Annotated in this window: 15 protein-coding genes; 6 read left to right on the top strand and 9 right to left on the bottom strand. The window is 74.3% G+C overall.

The window, feature by feature from the left end; translation table 11 throughout:
- The first annotated feature begins 66 nt into the window (after positions 1 to 66).
- Entirely contained in the window at positions 67 to 969 is a 903-nt protein-coding gene (locus ACI78Q_RS06235) for a hypothetical protein (protein ID WP_456922452.1), read from the top strand.
- Positions 970 to 1,027: 58 nt separating this feature from the next.
- On the opposite strand, the gene phaZ is transcribed toward ACI78Q_RS06235, so the two are convergent.
- The 5 genes from phaZ to ACI78Q_RS06260 all read right to left on the bottom strand — a co-directional run bounded on the left by phaZ (position 1,028) and on the right by ACI78Q_RS06260 (position 7,016).
- A complete protein-coding gene (gene phaZ, locus ACI78Q_RS06240) occupies positions 1,028 to 1,885 on the bottom strand; it encodes a poly(3-hydroxyalkanoate) depolymerase (RefSeq protein WP_456922453.1) in 858 nt (285 codons plus the stop codon).
- The gene (locus ACI78Q_RS06245; RefSeq protein WP_456922454.1) at positions 1,869 to 3,599 is read right to left on the bottom strand and encodes a PHA/PHB synthase family protein; all 1,731 of its coding nucleotides are present in this window, start codon (positions 3,597 to 3,599) and stop codon (positions 1,869 to 1,871) included. Before ACI78Q_RS06245 ends, phaZ begins: the two co-directional genes overlap by 17 nt.
- Positions 3,600 to 3,670: 71 nt before the next feature.
- Positions 3,671 to 4,732: a lysylphosphatidylglycerol synthase transmembrane domain-containing protein gene (locus tag ACI78Q_RS06250; RefSeq protein WP_456922455.1), complete on the bottom strand. Its 1,062-nt coding sequence runs from the start codon at positions 4,730 to 4,732 to the stop codon at positions 3,671 to 3,673.
- Positions 4,729 to 5,325, bottom strand: a complete 597-nt coding sequence (locus ACI78Q_RS06255; RefSeq protein WP_456922456.1) for a hypothetical protein — start codon at positions 5,323 to 5,325, stop codon at positions 4,729 to 4,731. Before ACI78Q_RS06255 ends, ACI78Q_RS06250 begins: the two co-directional genes overlap by 4 nt.
- The gene (locus tag ACI78Q_RS06260; RefSeq protein WP_456922457.1) at positions 5,322 to 7,016 is read right to left on the bottom strand and encodes a lipopolysaccharide kinase InaA family protein; all 1,695 of its coding nucleotides are present in this window, start codon (positions 7,014 to 7,016) and stop codon (positions 5,322 to 5,324) included. The genes ACI78Q_RS06255 and ACI78Q_RS06260 overlap by 4 nt, the downstream gene beginning before the upstream one ends.
- Positions 7,017 to 7,110: 94 nt before the next feature.
- Here ACI78Q_RS06260 and ACI78Q_RS06265 point away from each other — a divergent pair, with 94 nt between their 5' ends.
- On the top strand, positions 7,111 to 8,016 hold the full coding sequence (locus ACI78Q_RS06265; protein WP_456922458.1) for an ABC transporter substrate-binding protein: 906 nt from the start codon (positions 7,111 to 7,113) through the stop codon (positions 8,014 to 8,016).
- A 73-nt stretch (positions 8,017 to 8,089) separates the two neighbouring features.
- Entirely contained in the window at positions 8,090 to 8,797 is a 708-nt protein-coding gene (locus ACI78Q_RS06270; RefSeq protein ID WP_456922459.1) for a hemerythrin domain-containing protein, read from the top strand.
- A gap of 63 nt (positions 8,798 to 8,860) precedes the next feature.
- Here ACI78Q_RS06270 and ACI78Q_RS06275 read toward each other — a convergent pair whose 3' ends face one another.
- Entirely contained in the window at positions 8,861 to 9,901 is a 1,041-nt protein-coding gene (locus ACI78Q_RS06275) for a YihY/virulence factor BrkB family protein (protein ID WP_456922460.1), read from the bottom strand.
- A 275-nt stretch (positions 9,902 to 10,176) separates the two neighbouring features.
- On the opposite strand from ACI78Q_RS06275, the gene ACI78Q_RS06280 reads away from it, so the two are divergent.
- Positions 10,177 to 10,350, top strand: coding sequence for a hypothetical protein (locus tag ACI78Q_RS06280; RefSeq protein ID WP_456922461.1), 174 nt, complete (start codon positions 10,177 to 10,179; stop codon positions 10,348 to 10,350).
- 127 nt (positions 10,351 to 10,477) lie between these two features.
- On the opposite strand, the gene ACI78Q_RS06285 is transcribed toward ACI78Q_RS06280, so the two are convergent.
- Positions 10,478 to 12,283 carry an acyl-CoA dehydrogenase gene (locus tag ACI78Q_RS06285; RefSeq protein WP_456922462.1) on the bottom strand — a complete coding sequence of 602 codons (1,806 nt, stop codon included), beginning with the start codon at positions 12,281 to 12,283 and terminating at the stop codon, positions 10,478 to 10,480.
- Positions 12,284 to 12,437: 154 nt separating this feature from the next.
- Here ACI78Q_RS06285 and ACI78Q_RS06290 point away from each other — a divergent pair, with 154 nt between their 5' ends.
- Positions 12,438 to 14,558, top strand: a complete 2,121-nt coding sequence (locus ACI78Q_RS06290) for a putative bifunctional diguanylate cyclase/phosphodiesterase (protein WP_456922463.1) — start codon at positions 12,438 to 12,440, stop codon at positions 14,556 to 14,558.
- Between the two features lie 91 nt (positions 14,559 to 14,649).
- Here ACI78Q_RS06290 and ACI78Q_RS06295 read toward each other — a convergent pair whose 3' ends face one another.
- Positions 14,650 to 16,428 carry an MDR family MFS transporter gene (locus ACI78Q_RS06295; protein WP_456922464.1) on the bottom strand — a complete coding sequence of 593 codons (1,779 nt, stop codon included), beginning with the start codon at positions 16,426 to 16,428 and terminating at the stop codon, positions 14,650 to 14,652.
- On the bottom strand, positions 16,425 to 16,934 hold the full coding sequence (locus tag ACI78Q_RS06300) for a MarR family winged helix-turn-helix transcriptional regulator (RefSeq protein WP_456922465.1): 510 nt from the start codon (positions 16,932 to 16,934) through the stop codon (positions 16,425 to 16,427). The genes ACI78Q_RS06295 and ACI78Q_RS06300 overlap by 4 nt, the downstream gene beginning before the upstream one ends.
- 226 nt (positions 16,935 to 17,160) lie before the next feature.
- Between ACI78Q_RS06300 and hrpA the strand changes: the two genes are divergently transcribed.
- Positions 17,161 to 21,120 carry an ATP-dependent RNA helicase HrpA gene (gene hrpA, locus ACI78Q_RS06305; RefSeq protein WP_456922466.1) on the top strand — a complete coding sequence of 1,320 codons (3,960 nt, stop codon included), beginning with the start codon at positions 17,161 to 17,163 and terminating at the stop codon, positions 21,118 to 21,120.
- Positions 21,121 to 21,171: the final 51 nt, after the last annotated feature.

The following is a 21,171-nucleotide window of genomic DNA, read 5'->3' on the forward strand; positions in this document are numbered from 1 at the left end:
CCGATCGATGACGACCCGGTCCGCCGCCCGTCCGGCGACCCCCGCACAGTGCAGAGAGGTGGCGTGATGTTCGTGTGGCCGGCAGTGACCGTGCTGGGCTTCCTCGCGCTGGCGGGGCTGGTCATCGCGCTGGGGACGAGGTCCACCGCGCGCTACGAGTTCGAGCGGAACCGGGTGCAGAAGCAGGCGCAGCCGGCTCCGGTCGCCGGCGGTGCGGCGCAGGCGACCGGCGGCGACCGTGCCGCCGCGCGGCCGGCCGCGAGCTCGGCCGGCAGCACGGGACGCACCGCCGCGACGCCGGTCCGGCAGCGGCGCCGCGAACGGGTCGGGTCCACCCACCCCGCGGGGAAGGGCATCGACCGCCCGTCGGGCTGGTGGCTGGTCGACGAGTCCGCGGACGAGCCCGGCGCGCGCATCCTGGCCGGCCCGTTCCCGGACCGGATCGAGGCGGACTGGGCCGCACTGTCCGGCGGGCTGGCGGAGTCCGTGCGGGCGGTCTACGGCGTCCCCCGCGCCGACGGCGCGGTCGTGCGCCGGCAGTCGCCGCAGGAGCGCGCCTGGCTGGCCCAGCTCAGCACCCAGATGGACCGGCTGCCCGAGGACTGGGACGACCTGCTGTCGGACACCGACGCCCTGACCACGCTCCTGGTGGAGGTGGCCGCGGCCGTCGTCGAGGCCGGCCTGCCGCTGCACGACTGCGCGGACCGCGGCCCGGCGGGCAGCGGTGCGGCCGGCGGCGTCTGCCTGACGCCCGACCCGGGCCGCCGGGGCGTCCTGGTCAGCTGGCGGCAGCACGACCGGATGAGCCTGCAGCAGGTCCGCGGCGCCGAGGCGGACGCGGCGGTGCAGCGGACGATGAACGCCGCGATCGCCGGCGTCCTCGCGGAGATGGGGTTCCAGGTCACGCCGTTCGGGTCGACCGGCTGCCACCTGGTGACCGCCGTCGACCGGTCCGCGCTGACCCCCTGACCGACGATCGGCTCCCGGCGGCCGGCAGCCGCCGGGAGCCGGCCACCGCGGCCGCGGGTCAGTCCAGGAAGCGCTCCACCACCGGCGCGAGCTCGCGGGCCTCGGTGATCAGCGCCAGGTGGCCGCCGCGGTAGACGTGCAGCGTCGCGTCGGGGATCAGCCGCGCCATGATCCGCGCGTTGACCACCGGCACGATCGGGTCGTCGTCCCCCGCGACCACGAGCGTGGGCTGCCGGATCAGCCGTAGGAACGGCAGGCTGCTCCAGCCGGCGCTGGCGGCCAGCTGGTAGTAGTAGCCGCGCCGCGGGCCCAGCCGGCTGGCCGCGTGCAGCACCCGTGCGGCCATGGCGGGGTCGTCGCGGACGGTGCCGCCGTAGATCGTGCCGGCCACCGCGCGGGTGTAGGCGGGGTCCCGGTGCCGGCGCGGGGTGAGCATCCGGGCCAGCACCCGCGGGTGCCCGGGCACCATGAGCGTGCCGGTGCCGGTGGCGGCGAGCACCAGCCGCCGCACGCGGCGCCGGTGCTGGACGGCGAAGTGCTGGGCCAGCCCGCCGCCCCAGGACAACCCCAGGACGTCGACCGGGTCGGTGTGGCCCAGGCGGTTGAGCAGGGCCACCACCACGGGGCTGAAGGTGGCCAGCACGTAGGGCACCACCGGCCGCGGGGAGCCGCCCACGCCCGGGACGTCGAAGCGGATGACGGTCCGCCGCGGGTCGAGGACGTCGACGAAGGGCTGGAGGACCTCCAGGCTCGCGCCGATCCCGTTCAGCAGCAGCAGGGGTGGCACGGAGGGGTCGTGCCCGGCGCGGACCGACACCCGGAGGGTGCGCCCCGCGACGGTGAGGTTCCGGACGGTCTCGCCCGGGCGGAAGCCGCCCGGACGAGACGCGCCCGGGGTGTTACTTGTCGAAGACATACGTGCCCGGCGCCTCCGCGAGCGGCGGCAGCTCGTCGGTGCCCAGCGACGTCGGTGCGGGGACCTCGTCGCCGGTCCGCTCGGCCAGCCAGGCCGTGAAGTCCGGCCACCAGGACCCCTTCTGCTTCTCCGCCAGCTCCAGCCACCGCTCGGCGTCGGCGGGGGTCTCGGGGGCGACCTGGAAGGAGGCCTTCGGGTTGGTCGGCGGGTTGACCAGCGAGGCGATGTGGCCGCTGGTGGAGAGGATGAACCGGCTGCGCCCACCGAGCAGCTGCGTCGTCCGGTAGCAGGACTGCCACGGGCAGATGTGGTCGGCGATGCCGGCGGTGACGTAGGCGTCGACCTCGACCTTGGACAGGTCCACCGGCGAGCCCAGCATCGTCGCGGCCCCCGGCTGGGCGAGCTTGTTGCCGAGGGCGACGTCGATGAAGTCCCGGTGCAGCGCCGCGCTCATGCGGGTGGTGTCGGAGTTCCAGTAGAGGATGTCGAAGGCCGGCGGCGGGTTGCCCTGCAGGTAGTTGTTGACCCAGTAGTTCCAGACCAGGTCGTTGGGCCGCATCCAGGCGAAGACCTCGGCCAGCGAGGCGCCGTCCAGGTAGCCCTTCTTCCGCGACTTCTCCGTCGCCTCCCGCGCCCCCTCCTCGTCCATGAGGGCGCCGATCGTGCCCGCCCGGGACCAGTCGAGGACGGCGACGGCGTAGCTGGAGGCGGCCACGCGGTGCTGGGCGCCGGTCGCGGCCAGGTGGGCCAGCACCATCGCCAGGATGATGCCGCCGGAGCAGAAGCCCTGCAGGGCCGTCCGGTCGCTGCCGGTGATCTTCTCGGCGGCCTCCATCGCGTCGAGGACGGCCTGGCCGTAGGTGTCCAGGCCCCAGTCGGCGTGCCGCTCGTCGGGGTTGCGCCACGACATCATGAAGACCTGCTGGCCCGAGGCGACGTAGTGCTCGACGATGCTGCGGTTCGGGGCGAGGTCGGTGATGTAGTACTTGTTGATCGTCGGCGGGACGATCACCAGTGGCACCTCGCGCACCGTCTCGGTGGTGGGCCGGTACTGGATGAGCTCGAACACCGGGGTGCGCAGCACCACCGCGCCGGGCGTGACCGCGAGGTCCTCGCCGACGGTGAACGCGTCCTCCTCCACCATCGTCGGTACGCGGGGCGGGGACAGCAGGTCGTTGACCATCCGGCGCAGCCCGCTCACCGCGCTGCGGCCGCCGGTGTCGATGACCGCCTTCCACAGCAGCGGGTTCAGCGGGGTGTTGCTGGGGGCGAGGGCGTCGACCACGTTGGTCAAGGTGAAGCGGAGGCGCTCGTCGTCCCGCCAGTCGAGGTCGGCGTCCTCCAGCAGGCCCATGGCGGTGCGGGCGGCGACGATGTGTGCCTGCATCGCCCGGCGCATGAGCCCGTTGCCCTGCCACGCCGGGTCGGCGAAGCGCTTGTCCTTGGGCGAGGGCGCGATGTCGGAGGTGCCGACGACGACCTTGCCGAGGTCCTTGGCCAGGCCGCCGGCGCGGCGGGCGACGGACCGCGGCTGCCCGGCCAGCGCCCGGCCGAGGCGCAGCGACGTGCGGGCTGGGGGGATCATCCGGCGCAGCGGACCGCGGGCGCTGTCGACCAGCACCATGTCCAGGCCGATCGCGGCTTCTCCGGGGTCCTGGTCCGGCCCGTCGGTGGTGCGGTCCTCGGGCGGTCGCGCGCTGGCGGCATCGGTCATGGCCGGCTCCTCGGCTCAGGGGCTGCAGTGTGACCGCAGCCACTCAACCACGCCAGGAGACTGCTCGCTCGTCAGACGGTCTCGGGGACCAGCGCGGTCCGCGGCGCGGTGTTGGGCGGGCGTCGCCACGACCGGTTGTGCCGCCAGAACAGGTAGGTGCCCAGCCCCAGCGGGATCGGCAGCACGTAGGTCAGCACCCGGTAGACCAGGACGGCGGCGGCCACCAGCGACCGGTCCCCGCCCGCCGCGGCCAGGCCGGCGATCAGCGCCACCTCGACCACGCCGAGCCCGCCGGGGGTGAACGGGATCGCGGTGAGCAGCCGGGCGAAGGCGAACACCGCCAGCGCCTCCACCACGGAGACTTGCGCGGCGTCGACCCCCACGGCGCGCAGGGCGATCAGCAGCACGAGGAACAGCGAGAGGTGGCTGAGCAGGGTCGCCGCGGTGAGCCAGTGCCAGCGGGCCCGCAGCAGCAGCGCCGTCCGGTCGCGGAACTTGGTCGTCGCGGCGTCCCATCCCTGCACGGGCGGGCGGCCGAAGGGCCGCAGCACCGCGGAGGCCACCCGCCCGGCGCCGGTGCCGATCCGGGCAGCACCCTCCCGGCTGCGCAGCAGCAGCCCCAGCAGGACGACGGCGACGACCAGGCCGGCCAGCCCGGCCGCCCCCGCCAGCACCCGGCCCGAGCTCGGCTGCCCGCCCAGCGCCAGCAGGCTGAGCGCGAGCACCGGCAGCGCCAGCTTGGCGAAGTTGTTCCACAGCCCCGACACCAGCAGCGACACCGACGTCCGGGAGCGGGAGAAGCCCCACGAGGAGTTCATCGCGTAGGTCAGGCCCATCGCGATCGCGCCGCCGGCGACCACGGTGTTGGCCACCGCGGTCGTCGAGAGGGTGGCGACCGTCGCCTGCCGCAGGGTCAGCCCGGGCATGCTCGCGACGACGACGAACTGGTAGGTGAGCAGGTTCCAGACGGTGGCCGCCGCCAGCAGCGCGATCTCGGCCCCGCTCATGTCGCGCACCGACGCCCACACCGCGGACATGCTGGTGAACTGCGGCAGGAACCAGGTCAGGACGGCGGCGGCCAGGGCCAGGGAGAGGACCGGCGCCAGCGCGCGTCGCCAGGGGGGCCGGCTCACGGCGGGTCCCCGGCCGCGGGCGGGTCCAGACCCAGCCGTCCGCCGGTCTCCGCCCGCACCTGGGCGTCGAGCTGGGCGCGGCGCAGGACGCCGATGGCCTGGGTGGCCAGCGCCAGCGGCTCGCCCCGGTTGTCGCCGGACAGGGTGAAGACCAGCGTCAGGCACCCGCCGGTGAACAGGTAGAAGCGTGAGCCGCGGTACTGCGGGGTGACGGCGGTGACCCGCTCCAGCCGCCGCATGCCGTCGCGGTCGCTGGGGATCTCCGTCGCGCCGTCGGTGTCGCACTCCGCGGTCAGCCGCACCTCGATGGCCCGCGCCCCGTCGCGGTCGGAGTCCAGCCAGAAGCTCGCCGCGCCGTCGCGGGCGTCCAGCCCGGCGAAGTGCCAGCCGAGCGGCAGGCCCTGGACGCAGGGCACCCGGGACGCCGTCGGCACGGCCTGGGCCATGAGCAGCACGCCGTTGGCCGCCTTGGCGTCGTCCCCGATCGAGCAGGCGGGAGCGGCGCCGAAGGAGCTGCTGACCGGGGCCACGCACCCGCCCAGCGACAGCGCGAGCGCGGCGGCCACCGCCGCCGCCGGCCGGGCCCGGCTCACAGCGGCGAGTCCAGCAGACCGACGGCGACCAGGGCGGCGAGCAGCAGCCCGACCAGGGCCAGCAGGGACAGCTCCGCCCGCCGCCAGGTCCACCGCTGCATCACCACCGGGGGCAGCCGGTAGGGCAGCAGCCGGAGGAAGTGGGCGTGCAGGTCCCGGCTGTCGGCACGCAGGCAGCGGCGCAGCTGGGTGGGCATGGTCAGCCCGCGGGTGGCGGCGAAGGCCTCGGCGATCTCCTCGTCGGAGAAGCGGACCCGGGCCCGGGCGTGCACCCGCTCGGCGTCGGTGCGCAGCGCCAGGACCAGCATCATGTTCGCGAGGTCCACCGCCTGCCGCCACGGGCTCGGCCGCACCTCGGCGAAGGCCGAGTCGATCAGGAAGAGCGTGCCCTCGCGCACCAGCACGTTGGCCGGCTTCACGTCGCGGTGCGCCACGCCGATGTCCCACATCCGCCGGACCACGGCCAGCCCCTGGTCGATGACCGCCTCGTCGACCTCGGCGTCCCCGATCTCCTGCGCGCCGAGCAGGAACTCCGTCACCAGCAGGTACTCGCGCTCGGGGGTGATCTCCACGATCCCCATCGGCTGCGGGACGGGCAGCCCGGCGTCGGTGAACAGCCGCAGCACGTAGTCCTCGTACTGGACCAGCCGGCGCACGCTGTGGAAGGGCTTCTCGTCCTCCAGCCCGCCGTAGAGCAGCGTGCGCACCAGCTTGAACCACCGGTCGGACCGGACGTGGGTGGCGGCGTAGAGCTTGCCGAACACGAAACTCTCGCCGTCCTCGGCCTTGACGGTGATCCGCAGCGGGGTGGATCCCCCGGAGCCCTCCAGGTGGAACGGCTGCACGTCGGTGGCCAGCAGGCCCAGCTGGTCCTGCAGGGCCCGGACGATCGCCTCGCCGCGCGCGCCGGTGACGTCGAGGTGCGCCGGGCGGCCGCGGCGGTACCGCACCGGGTGGACGTCGTTCGGCGTCATCAGGCGGAACGCGGCCAGCGGCGTGGCCACGCCGAGCACCACCCCGGCCACGATGCCGCTGGGATGGTCCTGCGCGAGGTACAGCCGGGAGGCGACGGTGACGGCGAGCAGGCCGACCACCACCCACTTGCCGATCGTGCGGTACCGGCCGGCCGGCACGAGCGCGTAGACGGTGCTCACCAGGAAGGCGGCGAGCACCGTCACCGGCAGCGAGGGCATCGCGTAGCCCGACCACGTGCCGAGCAGTTCGACCTCGAACGGCCGGGGACGCCGGAGCAGCAGCGTGGCCAGGGAGCCGAGGTCCACCACGACGAGGGCCACGCCGACCCAGGTGAACAGGTGGTGCCAGCGGCGGAACACCAGCAGCACGGCCAGGTTGGTCAGCCACAGCGCGTGCACCACCGGCGGGGTGGCGAGCACTCCGGCGGCCTCGACGACGTCGGTGAGCCCGGGGGAGCGCAGCGTCGCGATCGCCTGCAGGATCCGCGTGTCCACGAGGTCGACCAGCGGCACGCTGTCGGTGAGCAGCACGACCGACCACCCGACGAACACCGCGGCCGACAGGCCCAGCCACCAGCGGCCGGAGGCGTTGAGGTGGCGGGGCAGCGGCGGCGGCTCACCGGAGGGACGGCGGCGCCGCCGGACACGCTGGATCCCCGGCGGGCCGGGGCGCTGCACCGGGTCGGCCTCCGGGACGGCGCGGGGAGGCGACGCCATGCCGCCCGATGCTGCTCCCCGCCGGGCCCGAGGTCCATTGGGTTCGTCGCCGTCCGCCGCTAGCGTGGCCCCGCGTCAGCGGGAGGAGCCCCCGATGCGGTGTCGCCGAGCGGTCCCCGCGGTCGTCGTCCTCCTGCTCGCGCTGCTGACCGCGTGCGGGTCCGCGCCGAACACCCCGACGCCGGCGGCGGAGGAGACGGTCCGCTTCGCCTCCTACGACTTCACCGAGAACCAGATCCTCGCCGAGGTCTACGCCGAGGCGGTCCGCCGCGCCGGGCTGTCCGTGTCGGTGCAGCACGGCACCGGCACCCGCGAGGTGGTGCTGCCGGCGCTGGAGCAGGGCGTGGTCGACGTCGTCGTCGACTACCTGGGCACCGCGCTGGAGTTCGTCGACCCGGGCGGCCCGGGGGTGCCGCGCGCGCCCGAGCACCTGCGGGCGGCGCTGGCCCGCGTCATGGGGCAGCGCGGGGCCACGGTGCTGGCCGCTGCCGACGCCGAGGACCAGAACGGCTTCGTCGTCCCGGCCGCCCTCGCCGAGGAGCACGGCCTCGCCCGGATCTCCGACCTGCTGCCGCTCGCCCCGGGGCTGGTGTTCGGCGGCCCGCCGGAGTGTCCGGAGCGGCGCTACTGCCTGCCGGGCCTGCGCGAGGTCTACGGCCTGGAGTTCGGCCAGGTGCGTCCCATGCCGAGCCGGTCGGCGACGGCGGAGGCGCTGCTGGCCGGGGCGATCGACGTCGGCATGCTGGAGACGACCGACGCGCGCCTGGCCGGCACCTCGCTGGTCCTGCTCGAGGACGACCGCGGCCTGCAGCCGCACGAGAACGTGGTGCCGATCGTGCGGACCGCGGTGGTCGACCGTGTCGGGGAGGACCTGACGACGGCGCTGGACGCCGTGAGCGCCCGGCTGGACCGCGCCGACCTGGTGCGGCTCAACCGGCTGGTCGTCCTCGACGGGAAGACCCCCGCCGAGGCCGCCGCCCTGTGGTGGGCCGGCCGCTGAGCGTGCATGCCGCCGGGCCGGTGGGGGCAGGTAGAGGCGTCACCGACCCCGCACGATCCCGGAGGAACCAGCCGTGGCCAGATCGATTGCCGACCAGACGGTGGAGGAGCTCGGCGGCCCGGGCAGCGTCCTGACCCGCCAGCGCCGCGACCACGTCGAGCTCGACCGGCTGCTGCAGGAGCTGGAGGGCACCACCGGCCGGGCGCAGGAGGAGGTGCTCACCCGTGTCGACCGCCTGGTGTTCGCCCACGCGTTCGCCGAGGAGACCGTGCTGTGGCCGGTCCTGCGCCGGGTGCTCCCCGACGGCGACGCGCTCACCCTGCGGGTGGAGGAGGAGCACCAGGAGGTCAACGAGCTGGTGACCGAGCTGGAGACGATGGGCCACGACGACCCCCGCCGCGCCGTGACGGTGGCCCGGCTGGTGGCGGTGCTCCGCGAGGACGTCCGTGACGAGGAGGACCTCCTGCTGCCCCGCCTCCAGGAGAAGCTCGACCCCCACCAGCTGCGGCGGCTGGGCAGGCAGTGGGAGTTCACCCGGCGCATCTCGCCGACCCGCGCGCACCCCACGGTCTCCCGCAGGCCGCCGGGCAACGCGCTGTCGGCCCTGCCGCTGTCGGTGCTCGACCGCAGCCGGGACGTCGTCGACGCCGTCGTGCGCCGGGTGCCGGAGCGGTTCGCGCCGGCCGGGGAGGCGGTCAGCCGCGGGCTGGCCGGGCTCGCCGGCCTGGTGGAGCGGGTGCCCATGGCCCGCAGCGGGGACCGCCCGCCGACGTCCCGCTGAACACACGGCAGTGGCCCCCTCCCGCGACGGGAGGGGGCCACAGCCGTGTGTCGGTACCCGCCCTCAGTTGGTCTGGCGGGGCTTCGGCTCGGCGCGGGCGTCGAGCTGGATCTCCTTGTGCGCCTCGGGCACGCCGCTCTTGAGCTCCTTGGTCCGCTCGATCTCGGCGTCGAGCTCGATGCCGAACAGCAGCGCCACGTTGGTCAGCCAGAACCAGATGAGGAAGACGATGACACCGGCCAGCGCCCCGTAGGTCTTGTTGTAGCTGCCGAAGTTGGCGACGTAGAAGGCGAACAGCGCGGAGGCGACGGCCCAGACGACGATCGCCACGACGGCGCCGGGGCTGACGAACTTGAACCCGCGCAGCCGCACGTTGGGCGTCGAGTAGTAGAGGACGGCGATCATCAGCGCGAGCAGGACGACGATCACCGGCCACTTGACGACGTTCCAGATGGTCAGCCCCGTCTCGCCCACGCCGATGGCCTGGGCGATCGCGTCGACGACCGGGCCGCTGAGCACGAGCAGCGCCACGATCACCGCGGCGAACAGGATGCCGATCAGCGTGACCAGCAGCTGCAGCGGCTTGAGCTTCCAGACCTTGCGGCCCTCGGGGGTCTCGTAGACCACGTTCGCCGCGCGGGTGAACGCGCCGACGTAGCCGGAGGCGGACCACACGGCGCCGGCCAGACCCAGGATCAGGCCGAACCCGGCCGCGCCGGTGTTGCCGGCGATCTGCTGGATGACCGGGTTGAGCGTGCTGGCCGCCTGCTGGGGCACGACCGCGGTCAGGGCGGTGGTCAGCTGCTCCGGGTTGGTCAGCAGGCCCACGATCGACAGCAGGGCGATCAGCGCGGGGAACAGCGCCAGGACGCCGTAGTAGGTCAGCGCCGCCGCCCAGTCGGTGAGGTTGTCCTCGCTGAACTCCTTGAGAGTGCGCTTCAGCGTGCCGACGGTGGTGGGCTTCGTGTCGGCGCCGTGGGGCTTGCTGTCGAAGCGGGTGTCGTTGACCTTGGGGTCGTCGGGCGCGGGATCACCGGCGACGTTGCCGGAGAACCGGGTGTCCTTCGCGGCGGTCTCGCCGCGGGATCCGGTGGAGCGGGCCATGGGTTCGTCCTCCGGTGGAGTGGTTGCTCGTCAGCGCTCCCGGTTCCCCGGACGGTCCCGTTCCATGCCCGCCCGCGGTGTGTCGCGACCACCCTGTGACCTGCTCGGCGGCCGTGTGCGGCGTCCCTCGATGGGGGTGGGTCCGCGCCGGAGTGTCAGCAAGACCTCACGCCGTGACGATTGAGACGGCGGTCGACGGGGGAAGGAAGAGCCCGACGACGTGCTGCGGGGCCCGCCCCGCGGCAGAGCCGAGAGAACACATGGGGGATGTACAGATGGTGCTGTGGCCGGCCGTGACCCTGATCGGGTTCCTGGTCCTGACCGCACTCGTGATCGTCATGGGCACCTCGTCCACGGCGCGGTACGAGCGGGAGCAGCGCGCCGCCGGCGCGCGCTCCACCAGCCGTGCCGCGGCGGCCGAGCCGGTGGGTGCCGCCCGCGCCGCCTGAGGGAGGACCTCCCTCCCCCCACGCCTCGCAGGCTCGGCGTGGGCCCCTGGAGGGCGGCCGTTCCAGCACGTCACATGGTGACCCGCGCGCCCCGCGCTCCGTTCCGGAGTCGCGGGGCGCGGGCGCGTCAGAGCCAGGCCTCCGGGGTGTCGAGGACGGTGCGGTCCAGCGACTCCAGGAGGTCGAGCTGGACGGCGACCTTCGGCAGCTCGTACCGGTGGAACCAGCGCGCCGCCGCCCGCTTGCCCTGGTGGAAGTCGCTGGTCTCCTCCCGGGTGGCCAGCGCCTGTTCCAGCCACAGCCACGCCACGACGACGTGGCCCGCCGCCTCGAGGTAGACGGTGGCGTTGGCCAGGGTCACCGCCGGGTCCCCCGCGCCCCACAGCGTCGCGGTCACCGAACCCAGCCGGGCCACGGCGGCATCGAGGTCCGAGGCGAACCCCGCCCACTCCGTGCCGGCCGCGCGGGCCGTCGTCGCCCCGATCGTCTCCCCGAGCAGCGCGAGCCCCGCGCCCCCCTGCATCACGACCTTGCGGCCGAGCAGGTCCAGCCCCTGGATCCCGGCCGTGCCCTCGTGGATGGGGTTGAGCCGGTTGTCGCGGTAGAACTGCTCGACCGGGTAGTCGCGGGTGTAGCCGTAGCCGCCGTGCACCTGGATGGCGAGGTCGTCGGCGACCGGTCCCCACTGCGACGGCCACGACTTCGCGATCGGCGTCAGCACCTCCAGCAGCAGGTGCGCCCGCGCGCGGTCCTCCGGCGTCGCGCCGGTCTGCTCCTCGTCGACCAGCCGCGCGCAGTACAGCGCCAGCGCCAGGCCTCCCTCCGCGTAGGACTTCGCGGCCAGCAGCATCCGGCGGACGTCGGTGTGCGCCACGATCGGCACCGGCGGGGCCATGCCGCCTCCCGGCCCGCCCCGGTCGGTCGGCGGGCGGCCCTGGGTGCGGGTGCGGGCGTAGGCGAGGGCGTGCAGGTAGCCGGTGTAGCCGAGCGCCGCCGCGCCCGCCCCGACGCCGACCCGCGCCTCGTTCATCATGTGGAACATGTAGGTCAGGCCCCGGTGCTCCTCGCCGACGAGGTACCCCACCGCGCCGGCCCGCCCGCCCGGGGTGTGCACGCCTTCCCCGAAGTTGAGCAGCGTGTTCGTCGTCCCCCGGTAGCCCATCTTGTGGTTGAGCCCGGCGAGGACGACGTCGTTGCGCTCGCCCAGTGAGCCGTCGTCGGCCACCAGGTGCTTGGGCACGACGAACAGCGAGATGCCCTTCACGCCGCGTGGGCCGCCGGGCACCTTGGCCAGCACCAGGTGGACGATGTTCTCGCTCAGCTCGTGGTCGCCGGCGGAGATCCACATCTTGTTGCCGGTCAGCCGGTACGTGCCGTCGTCCTGCCGCTCGGCGCGGGTGGTGATGTCGGCCAGGGACGAGCCGGCCTGCGGCTCCGACAGCGCCATCGTGCCGAACCAGCGGCCCTCGAGCATCGGCCGCACGTAGGTGTCGAGCTGCTCGCGGCTGCCGTGCGCGACCAGCAGCCGGGCGTTGGCCATGGTGAGGAACGGATAGGCCGAGGTGCCGACGTTGGCCGCCTGGAACCACGCCATGGCGGCCTGGGAGACGGTGTGCGGCAGCTGCATGCCGCCGAGCTCCTCGTCGAACGTGCCGGCGACCAGCCCGGCGTCGGCGAACACCCGCAGCGCCCGGCCGACCTCGGGCACCATCTCGACCCTGCCGTCGACCATGCGCGGCTCGTGCTCGTCGGCGGCGCGGTTGTGCGGGGCGAAGTGCTCGGTGGCGATCTGCTCGGCCAGGTCCAGCACCGCGTCGAAGGTCTCCCGCGAGTGGTCGGCGTGGCGGGGACGCTTCACCAGCTCCTCGACGCCCAGCCACTCGTGGAGGAGGAACTCCAGGTCGCGGCGGGACAGGATCAGCGACGGGCGCACGGGTGCCTCCAGGAGCGGGGAGCGGGAGCCGCCGCCACAGTAGGCCGCGGGCCGGGGCGGTCGTTTCGCATCGCCGGTCGTGCGGCCGGGGAATCCAGGTCGTATCGTCCCGAGCGCGGGGGTCGTCGCCCGCCGGACCGTGCGGGGAGCGCCGATGGCGAGCTCGGAGGGCTCGCCCCGGCAGCGCGGGACCTCGTGGCGGCGGCGGGCGGTCGAGGCGCTGGCGTCGATCGGTGAGGCGGTCTACTTCCTGGACCCCCAGGACCGTTTCACCTGGCTCAACGCCGCGGCCGAGCGACTGCTGGAGAGATCGGCCGGCGATCTGGTCGGCCGCACGGTCTGGGAGGCGTTCCCTGAAGCGCTCACGTCCCCTCTGCGGGACGCCTACCGCGACGCCCGCGGGCAGCGGCAGCCCCAGTTGGTGGAGTTCTTCTACGGTCCGCTGGACCGGTGGTTCCAGGTCCGGGCCTACCCGACCGGCGATGACGTGGTGGTCTTCTTCCGCGACGTGCACGAGCGACGCACGCTCGACGAGGAGCGGGCGGCGGAGTCCTCGCTCATCCGCGCGGTGCTCAACGCGCTGCCCGCCCGGACCGCGATCCTCGACGCCGACGGCACGATCCTGACGACCAACGCGGCGTGGGCTGCCGGCGCCGCGGTCGACGGCCGCCCGTTCGCCAGCGGCGGTGCGAACTACCTCGAGGCCTGCCGCGCCGCGGCGGCCGCCGGCGTCCGGGACGCCCGCACCGCCGTCGAGGGCCTGGAGGCGGTGTTCGAGGGGCGGGCGCCGTCGTTCTCCCTCGACTACGCCTGGCCGGTGGCCGCCGGGCGGGGCGGCGAACCCCGCTGGTGGCACATGCAGGCCTTCCCGGTGGACGACGGGCCGCGCGTCGTCGTCACGCACAGCGACATCACCGACCGGGTGACCGCCGAGCAGCGCGCAGCCTGGCAGGCCCGCCACGACCACCTCACCGCCCTGCCCAACCGGGCGGCGCTGCACGAGGTCATCACCGACGCGCTGGCCGAGGACGACAGCGGGCGGGTCACCGTCCTGTACATGGACGTCGACGGCTTCAAGCACGTCAACGACTCACTCGGACACTCCGCGGGGGACCTGCTGCTGCGCGAGCTGGCCTCCCGCCTCGCGCACCGCACGCGCCCGACCGACGTCGTCGGCCGGCTGGGGGGCGACGAGTTCGTCGTGGTCGCCCGCGACTGCGACGCCGCCGGCGGGGAGGCCCTGGCCCGGCGGTTCCACGGCGTCTTCGACGAGCCCTTCGAACTCGCCGGCACCCGGCTGCCGCTGACCGTCAGCATCGGCATCGCCGCATCCGACGCCGCGCATGCCGGCCCGGAGGACCTCCTCCGGGACGCCGACGCCGCGATGTACGCCGCCAAGGCCGGCGGTCCGCACCGGTACGTGGTCTTCACCCCGGCCCTGCGCAGCGAGCTCGAGGACCGCTGGCAGATCGCCAGCCGGCTGCGGGACGCCGCCGCGAACGGCGAGTTCGAGGTGCACTGGCAGCCGGTGGTGCACCTGGCCAGCGGGGAGGTCACCGGCTGCGAGGCGCTCCTGAGGTGGGACCACCCCCGGCGCGGGCCGGTCTCGCCGGCGCAGTTCATCCCGGTCGCGGAGGAAAACGGGCTGATCGTGCCGGTCACCCGGTGGCTGCTGCAGGTTGTCGGCGCCCAGGCCGGCGCCTGGTCGCGGGAGGGGCTGGACCTGACGGTCGCGGTCAACATCAGTGCCGTCCACCTGGCGTCCGGGACGCTGGTCGAAGACGTGCTGGGCGCGCTCGCCGACAGCGGCCTCGACCCGGGTCGGCTGGTCGTCGAGCTGACCGAGACGAGTCTCGCCGGGGATCCGGAGCAGGCGGCCGCACAGTTCGCGGTCCTGCGCGAGCACGAGGTTCGCATCGCGATCGACGACTTCGGGACCGGCTACAGCTCGCTGTCGGCCCTGGCCACGCTGCCGGTCGACGTGCTCAAGGTCGACCGCACCCTCGTCTCGGGCCCACCGGGGGACCGCGCCACGGCTCCCGTGGCGATCCTCGGCGCGGTGTCCGCGCTGGGCTCAGCGCTGGGGCTGCAGGTCCTGGCGGAGGGCGTCGAGACCGCCGAGCAGGTGGCCCGCGCCCGGCGGGTGGGCTGCACGTACGCCCAGGGCTTCGCCCTGTCCCCGCCGCTGCCGGCCGAGCGGCTGGGCGCCCTGTTGGCCGACGGGCTGCGGCGCACCGGGCGGCAGGTGCTGCCCCCACCGGACCAGGCCCCCTGACGCGAGGCGGCCGCCCGGCGCGATCCAGCCGCCGAACGCGACGAGGCCCCTCCCCGCGGGTGCGGGGAGGGCCTCGGTCGAGCGGACGCGGTCAGCCGCGGTGGCGGCCGCCGGTGGTGCCGGCGTTCCCCGGGCGGCCGGCCGGCGGCGCGGTGGACGTCGGAGCCGCGGCGCCGACCGCCTGAACGGCCTGCTCGAGCTCGTCGTCGGCGACCGGGTCGCCCGCGGTCTGCTCGGCGGCCTGCCGGGCCTGGATGCCGGACTTGTTCGACAGCGCCAGCTGCGGCAGGAACAGGAACACGAAGAACCCGAGAGCCACGACGCAGGCGGCGATCAGGAACACCAGGTCGATGGTGTTCGAGAAGCCGGTCTTGAACGGCAGCGCGAGGTGGGACGGCAGCTCCTGGATGAAGGAGGTGTCCGACAGGTCCCCGCCGCCCTGGAGCTGGCCGCTCTGCAGCGCCTGGGCCACCCGCGGGTCGGTCGAGGCGGCCAGGGCGTCGCTGATCTCCGTGGGCAGCCGGGTGAACAGCACCGACAGGAACGCGGCGGTGCCGATCGTGCCGCCCATCTGGCGGAAGAACGTGACCGACGAGGTGGCCACGCCCATCTCCCGCGGCGAGACGGCGTTCTGCACGGCCAGGATGACCGGCTGGAAGTTGAACCCGAGGCCCAGGCCCATGAGGACCATCAAGGGCACCAGCGCCCACACCGAGGTGTCGGCGTCCACGACGAACGACATGGCCACCAGGGCGACGGTCATCAGGGCGATGCCGACCAGCGGGAAGACCTTGTACTTGCCGGTCTTGCCGATCGCGATGCCGGAGCTCATCGCGCCGACCATGATCCCGGCGACCAGCGGGATCATCTGCAGGCCGGCGACCGTCGCGCTGGAGCCGTGCACGATCTGCAGGTACTGCGGGAGCAGCAGCAGCCCGCCGAACATGCCGGCGCCCATCACGATGCTGCCGATGCCGCTGACGGTGAAGCTGCGGTTGCGGAACAGCCGCAGGGGGAGCAGCGCCTCGTCGCCGTAGGCCCGCTCGGCCAGGACGAACAGCAGGAAGCCGACGGCCCCGATCACGTAGCAGACGAGCGACCGGCCGGAGTCCCAGCCCCAGAGGCGGCCCTGCTCGGCCACGATCAGCAGCGGGACGAGGAAGGTGATCAGCGCGAGCGCACCCGGCCAGTCGATGCGGTGGTCGCGGCGCTCGTGCGGCAGGTGCAGGACGCGGTAGACCGCGGCGAAGGCGAGCAGGCCCAGCGGCACGTTGATGAAGAAGATCCAGCGCCAGCCGGTGAGGCCCAGCAGCGAGGTCTGGCCGGCGAAGAAGCCCCCGATGACCGGGCCGAGCACGCTGGAGGTGCCGAAGACGGCCATGAAGTAGCCCTGGTACCGGGAGCGCTCCCGGGGCGGCACGATGTCGCCGATGATCGCCAGCGCCAGCGACATCAGGCCGCCGGCGCCGACGCCCTGCAGGGCCCGGAACGCGGCCAGCTCGTACATCGAGCTCGCGATGCCGCACAGCACCGAGCCCACGACGAAGACCGCGATGGCGAACAGGTAGAACGGCCGCCGTCCGTAGATGTCGGAGAGCTTCCCGTACAGCGGCGTGGCGATCGTCGAGGTGATGAGGAAGGCCGTGGTGGCCCACGCCTGCAGGTCGTAACCCTGCAGGTCGTCGGCGATGGTGCGGATGGCGGTGGAGACGACGGTCTGGTCGAGGGCGGCCAGGAACATGGCGACCATCAGCCCGACCAGGATCGTGACGATCTGCCGGTGGCTGAAGACGCCGTCGGAGTCCGGGGCGGCGGAGGCCGCGCGGGCGCTGCTCCGCCCGGACGCGCCGGCTCGGGTGCTGTGGGTCATGACTTCTCTCTCGGGGACGGCGCGGTCGGGGACTCGGCGGGCAGGGACGAGGCGACGTCGTCCAGCAGGCGGCCGAAGAGCGTGGTGAACGTGGTGAGGTCGGCGGCGGACCAGTCGGCGGTGATGCGGGCGAGGACGGCCTCGCGCTCGCTGCGCATCTGCTCCAGCGCGGCCTGCCCGGCGTCGGTGACGACCAGCCGGCTGGCCCGGCCGTCGGTCTCGTCGGCGACCCGCCGCACCAGGCCCTGCTCGATGAGGGTGGCCACGTGCCGGCTGACGGTCGACGGGTCGGCGTGCACGAGGTCGGCGAGCGCGCCTTGGCGCAGCGGGCCGATCCGGACGAGCGGGAACAGGAGCACGAGCGCGGCGCGGTCGCGACCCTCGCCGGCCTGCGCGCTCTTCAGCGCGTGGACCAGGCGCATGAACCGCGGCAGCTGCTCGCCGAGGGTGCGGACCCCGGCCGCGCGGTCGGCGGCCGCGGTGGGCTCGGTGGAGGTGGGGGGCACGGGGATCTCCGGGGCAGGACGACGGAACACATGCACGCTACAACCGGTTGTTCGAGGCAAGCAAACAGTTGCGCCGTGCACGTAAGTGAGACGGGCCACGTCCGAGGGCCGCGGTGCGGTGGGATCCTGGACGGGAACCCGCCGACCGGCGCGCCACCCGCGCGGTCGTCCGTCTGCGCCCGACCGTCGCGCCGGGTCGCGATGCACCCCATCCCGAGGAGGACCCGTGGCCACCCCGCCCGACGACCTGCGGACGCGGCTGGCCGGCCTCACCCTCGAGGACGAGCACCGCCTGGGCCGGCGGCTCGACGGCACCCGGCGCACCCGGGACGCCGGCGCCCGCGCCCGCCAGCGGGCGGCCATCGCCGCCGACGTCGCCGCCGCCGAGGAGCGGATCGCCCGCCGCCGGGCCGCCGTCCCGCCGGTGGGCTACCCCGCCGAGCTGCCGGTCAGCGCCCGCCGCGACGACATCGCCGCGGCGCTGCGGGACTCGCAGGTGGTCGTCGTCGCGGGTGAGACCGGGTCGGGCAAGACCACGCAGCTGCCCAAGATCGCCCTCGAGCTGGGCCGCGGCGTCCGCGGGCGGATCGGCCACACCCAGCCCCGCCGGATCGCCGCGCGCACCGTCGCCGAGCGGATCGCCGAGGAGCTGGACCGCCCGCTGGGCGACGTCGTCGGCTGGAAGGTGCGCTTCACCGACCAGGTCGGCGACACGACGCTGGTCAAGGTCATGACCGACGGCGTCCTGCTCGCCGAGATCGGCCGCGACCGGCTGCTGCGCCAGTACGACACGCTGATCATCGACGAGGCGCACGAGCGCAGCCTCAACATCGACTTCCTGCTCGGCTACCTCGCCCGGCTGCTGCCGCAGCGGCCCGACCTCAAGCTCGTCATCACCTCCGCGACCATCGACGTCGAGCGGATCGCGAAGCACTTCGGTGCGGACGGCGCCGAGGTGCCGGTGGTCGAGGTGAGCGGGCGCACCTACCCGGTGGAGGTCCGCTACCGGCCGGTGGTCGACCCCGACGCCCCCGAGGGGGACCCCGCCGCCGACCCCGACCGCGACCAGGTCAGCGCGATCGCCGACGCCGTCGACGAGCTGGTGGCCGAGGGGCCGGGCGACGTGCTGGTGTTCCTCGCCGGCGAGCGCGAGATCCGCGACACCGCCGACGTCCTCACCGAGCGCTTCCCGGCCGCCGAGGTCGTGCCCCTCTACTCGCGCCTGTCGGCCGCCGACCAGCACCGGGTCTTCGCGCCGCACACCGGCCGGCGGATCGTGCTGGCCACCAACGTCGCCGAGACCTCGCTGACGGTGCCCGGCATCCGCTACGTCGTCGACACCGGCGTGGCGCGCATCTCGCGGTACAGCTCGCGGCTGAAGGTGCAGCGACTGCCGATCGAGCCGATCAGCCAGGCCTCGGCGCGGCAGCGGTCGGGGCGCTGCGGACGCACCTCCGAGGGCATCGCCATCCGGCTCTACACGGAGGAGGACTTCGAGAGCCGGCCGGAGTACACCGACCCGGAGATCCTGCGCACCAGCCTCGCCTCCGTGCTCCTGCAGATGGCCGCCATGGAGCTCGGGGACGTCGCCGACTTCCCGTTCATCGACCCGCCGGACCGCCGCGCGGTCGCCGACGGCCTGGCACTGCTCGAGGAGCTCGGCGCCCTCGACGAGCGCGGGAAGCTCACCCCGACCGGGCGCGCCCTGGCCGCGCTGCCGCTGGACCCGCGGATGGCGCGCATGGTGGTCGAGGCCGACCGGCGCGGCGTGCTCGAGGAGGTCCTCGTCATCGCCGCCGGCCTGACCATCCAGGACCCCCGCGAGCGGCCCACCGAGCACCAGCAGGCCGCCGACCAGATGCACGCGCGGTTCGCCGACGAGAACTCCGACTTCCTGGCGCTGCTCAACCTGTGGCGGTACCTCGGCGAGCAGCAGGAGGCGCTGTCGGGCAGCCAGTTCCGGCGCACGATCAAGCGTGAGTTCCTGCACTACCTGCGCATCCGCGAGTGGCAGGACCTCTACGGCCAGCTGCGCAGCACGGCCCGCCGCCTCGGCATGTCCGTCGGCGAGCTCGCGCCCGAACCAGACGAGCGCGGCATCTCCACCGCGCTGCTGTCCGGCCTGCTCTCGCACGTCGGGGTCCAGGTGGAGGACGCCAGACGCAAGGACGGCGACCGGCGGCGCGGGGGCCGGGAGTACCTCGGCGCCCGCAACGCCCGGTTCGTGATCGCGCCCGGCACGCCGCTGGCGAAGAAGCCGCCGCGCTGGGTGGTCGCCGCCGAGCTGGTCGAGACCAGCCGGCTGTTCGCCCGCACCGTCGCCCGCATCGACCCCGAGGTCGTCGAGCGGCTGGCCGACCACCTGGTGAAGCGGCAGTACTCCGAGCCGCGCTGGGACGCCAAGCGTGGCTCGGTGGTCGCCACCGAGCGGGTGACCCTCTACGGCATCCCGCTGGTCGTCGGCCGGCGCGTGCAGTACGGGTCGATCGACCCGGTGGTCTCCCGCGAGCTGTTCATCCGGCACGCGCTGGTGCAGGGCGAGTGGACGACGCACCACCGGTTCTGGCCGGAGAACCAGAAGGCCATGAAGCGGGTCGCCGAGCTGGAGGAGCGGGCGCGGCGCCGCGACATCCGGGTGGACGACGAGACGCTGTTCGAGCTCTACGACGCCCGCATCCCCGCCGACGTCGTCTCCACCCGGCACTTCGACAAGTGGTGGAAGACCGCCCGGCGGGAGACCCCCGACCTGCTCACCTTCACCCCGGAGATGCTCACCAACGCCGCGGCGGCCGGGCAGGTGCGGGCCGAGGACTTCCCCGACGAGGTGCCGCTGTCGCAGGGCCTGACCCTGCCCCTGTCCTACGCGTTCGCGCCGGGCACCCCGCAGGACGGCGTCACCGTCGACGTCCCCCTGGCCGTGCTCGACGCCGTCGCCGAGCGGACGTCGGGGGAGTCGCTGGCCTTCACCGTCCCGGGGCTGCGGGAGGAGCTGGTCACCGCGCTGCTGCGGACCCTGCCCAAGCAGTTCCGCCGCGCCCTGGTGCCCATCCCCGACCGGGTGCGGGAGGTGCTGCCGCACATCGCCCCGACCGAGCCGCTGCTGCCGGCGCTGGAGCGCGAGCTGCGCCGGTCGGCGGCGATCACCGTGCCGCCGGACGCCTGGGCGCCCGACCAGGTGCCCGACCACCTGCGGGCCACGTTCCGCGTCGTCGACGACCGGCACCGGCCCCTGGCCACCGGCAAGGACCTGCAGGCACTGCGCCGCGAGGTGGCGCCGCAGAGCCGGGCGAGCCTGGCCGCGGCGGCGTCGGACGTCGAGCGCACCGGGCTGACCTCGTGGTCGTTCGGCACCCTGCCCCGCACCGTCGAGGTCCGCCGCGGCGGGCACGTGGTCACCGCTTTCCCGGCGCTGGTCGACGAGGGCGCCACGGTGGGCGTCCGGGTGGTCGCCACCGAGGTGGAGGCGACGCGGCTGACCTGGCGCGGCGCACGGCGGCTGCTGGTGCTGGTCGCGGGTTCCCCGGCACGGCAGGTGGTGAAGTCGCTGTCCCCGCGCACGCGGCTGGCGCTGCAGTTCAACCCGGACGGCGAGATCCCCGCGCTGGTCGACGACTGCGTGGACGCGGCCGCCGACGAGCTCGTCGCGGCCGCCGGCGGCCCGCCGCGGGACGAGGCCGCCTTCGCCGCCCTGGTCGAGACCGCCCGGGCCCAGCTGCTGCCCCTGACCACCGACACGGTCGGCAAGGTCGAGGCGGTGCTCACCCAGGCCCGCGAGGTCGCGGTGGCGATCGGCGCGGCCCCCGGACGGCGGGTGCCCGAGGCGGCGATCGCCGACCTGCGCCGGCAGATGGGTGGGCTGCTGCACCGCGGCTTCGTCGCCGCGACCGGCCGCCGCCGGCTGCCCGACGTCGTCCGCTACCTGCGGGGGATGGCGTACCGGCTGGAGAAGCTGCCGGCCAACGCCGTCCGCGACGAGCTGTGGACGGCGCAGGTCGCCGCGGTCACCGCGGAGTACGAGCAGCTGCGCACGCAGGTGCCGGCCACCGGGGCGCCGGACGACCCGGTGACGCGGGTGCGTTGGATGGTCGAGGAGCTCCGGGTCGGTCTGTTCGCGCAGACCATCGGGACGCCGCGGGCGATCTCCGAGCAGCGGGTCTACAAGGCGATCGACGCGCTGACCGCGTGAAGACGTCCGTCCCCGTCCCGCGTTGATCACGGGGTCGGTGCGGCCCTGGCC

Source organism: Geodermatophilus sp. SYSU D00705 (assembly GCF_054050135.1).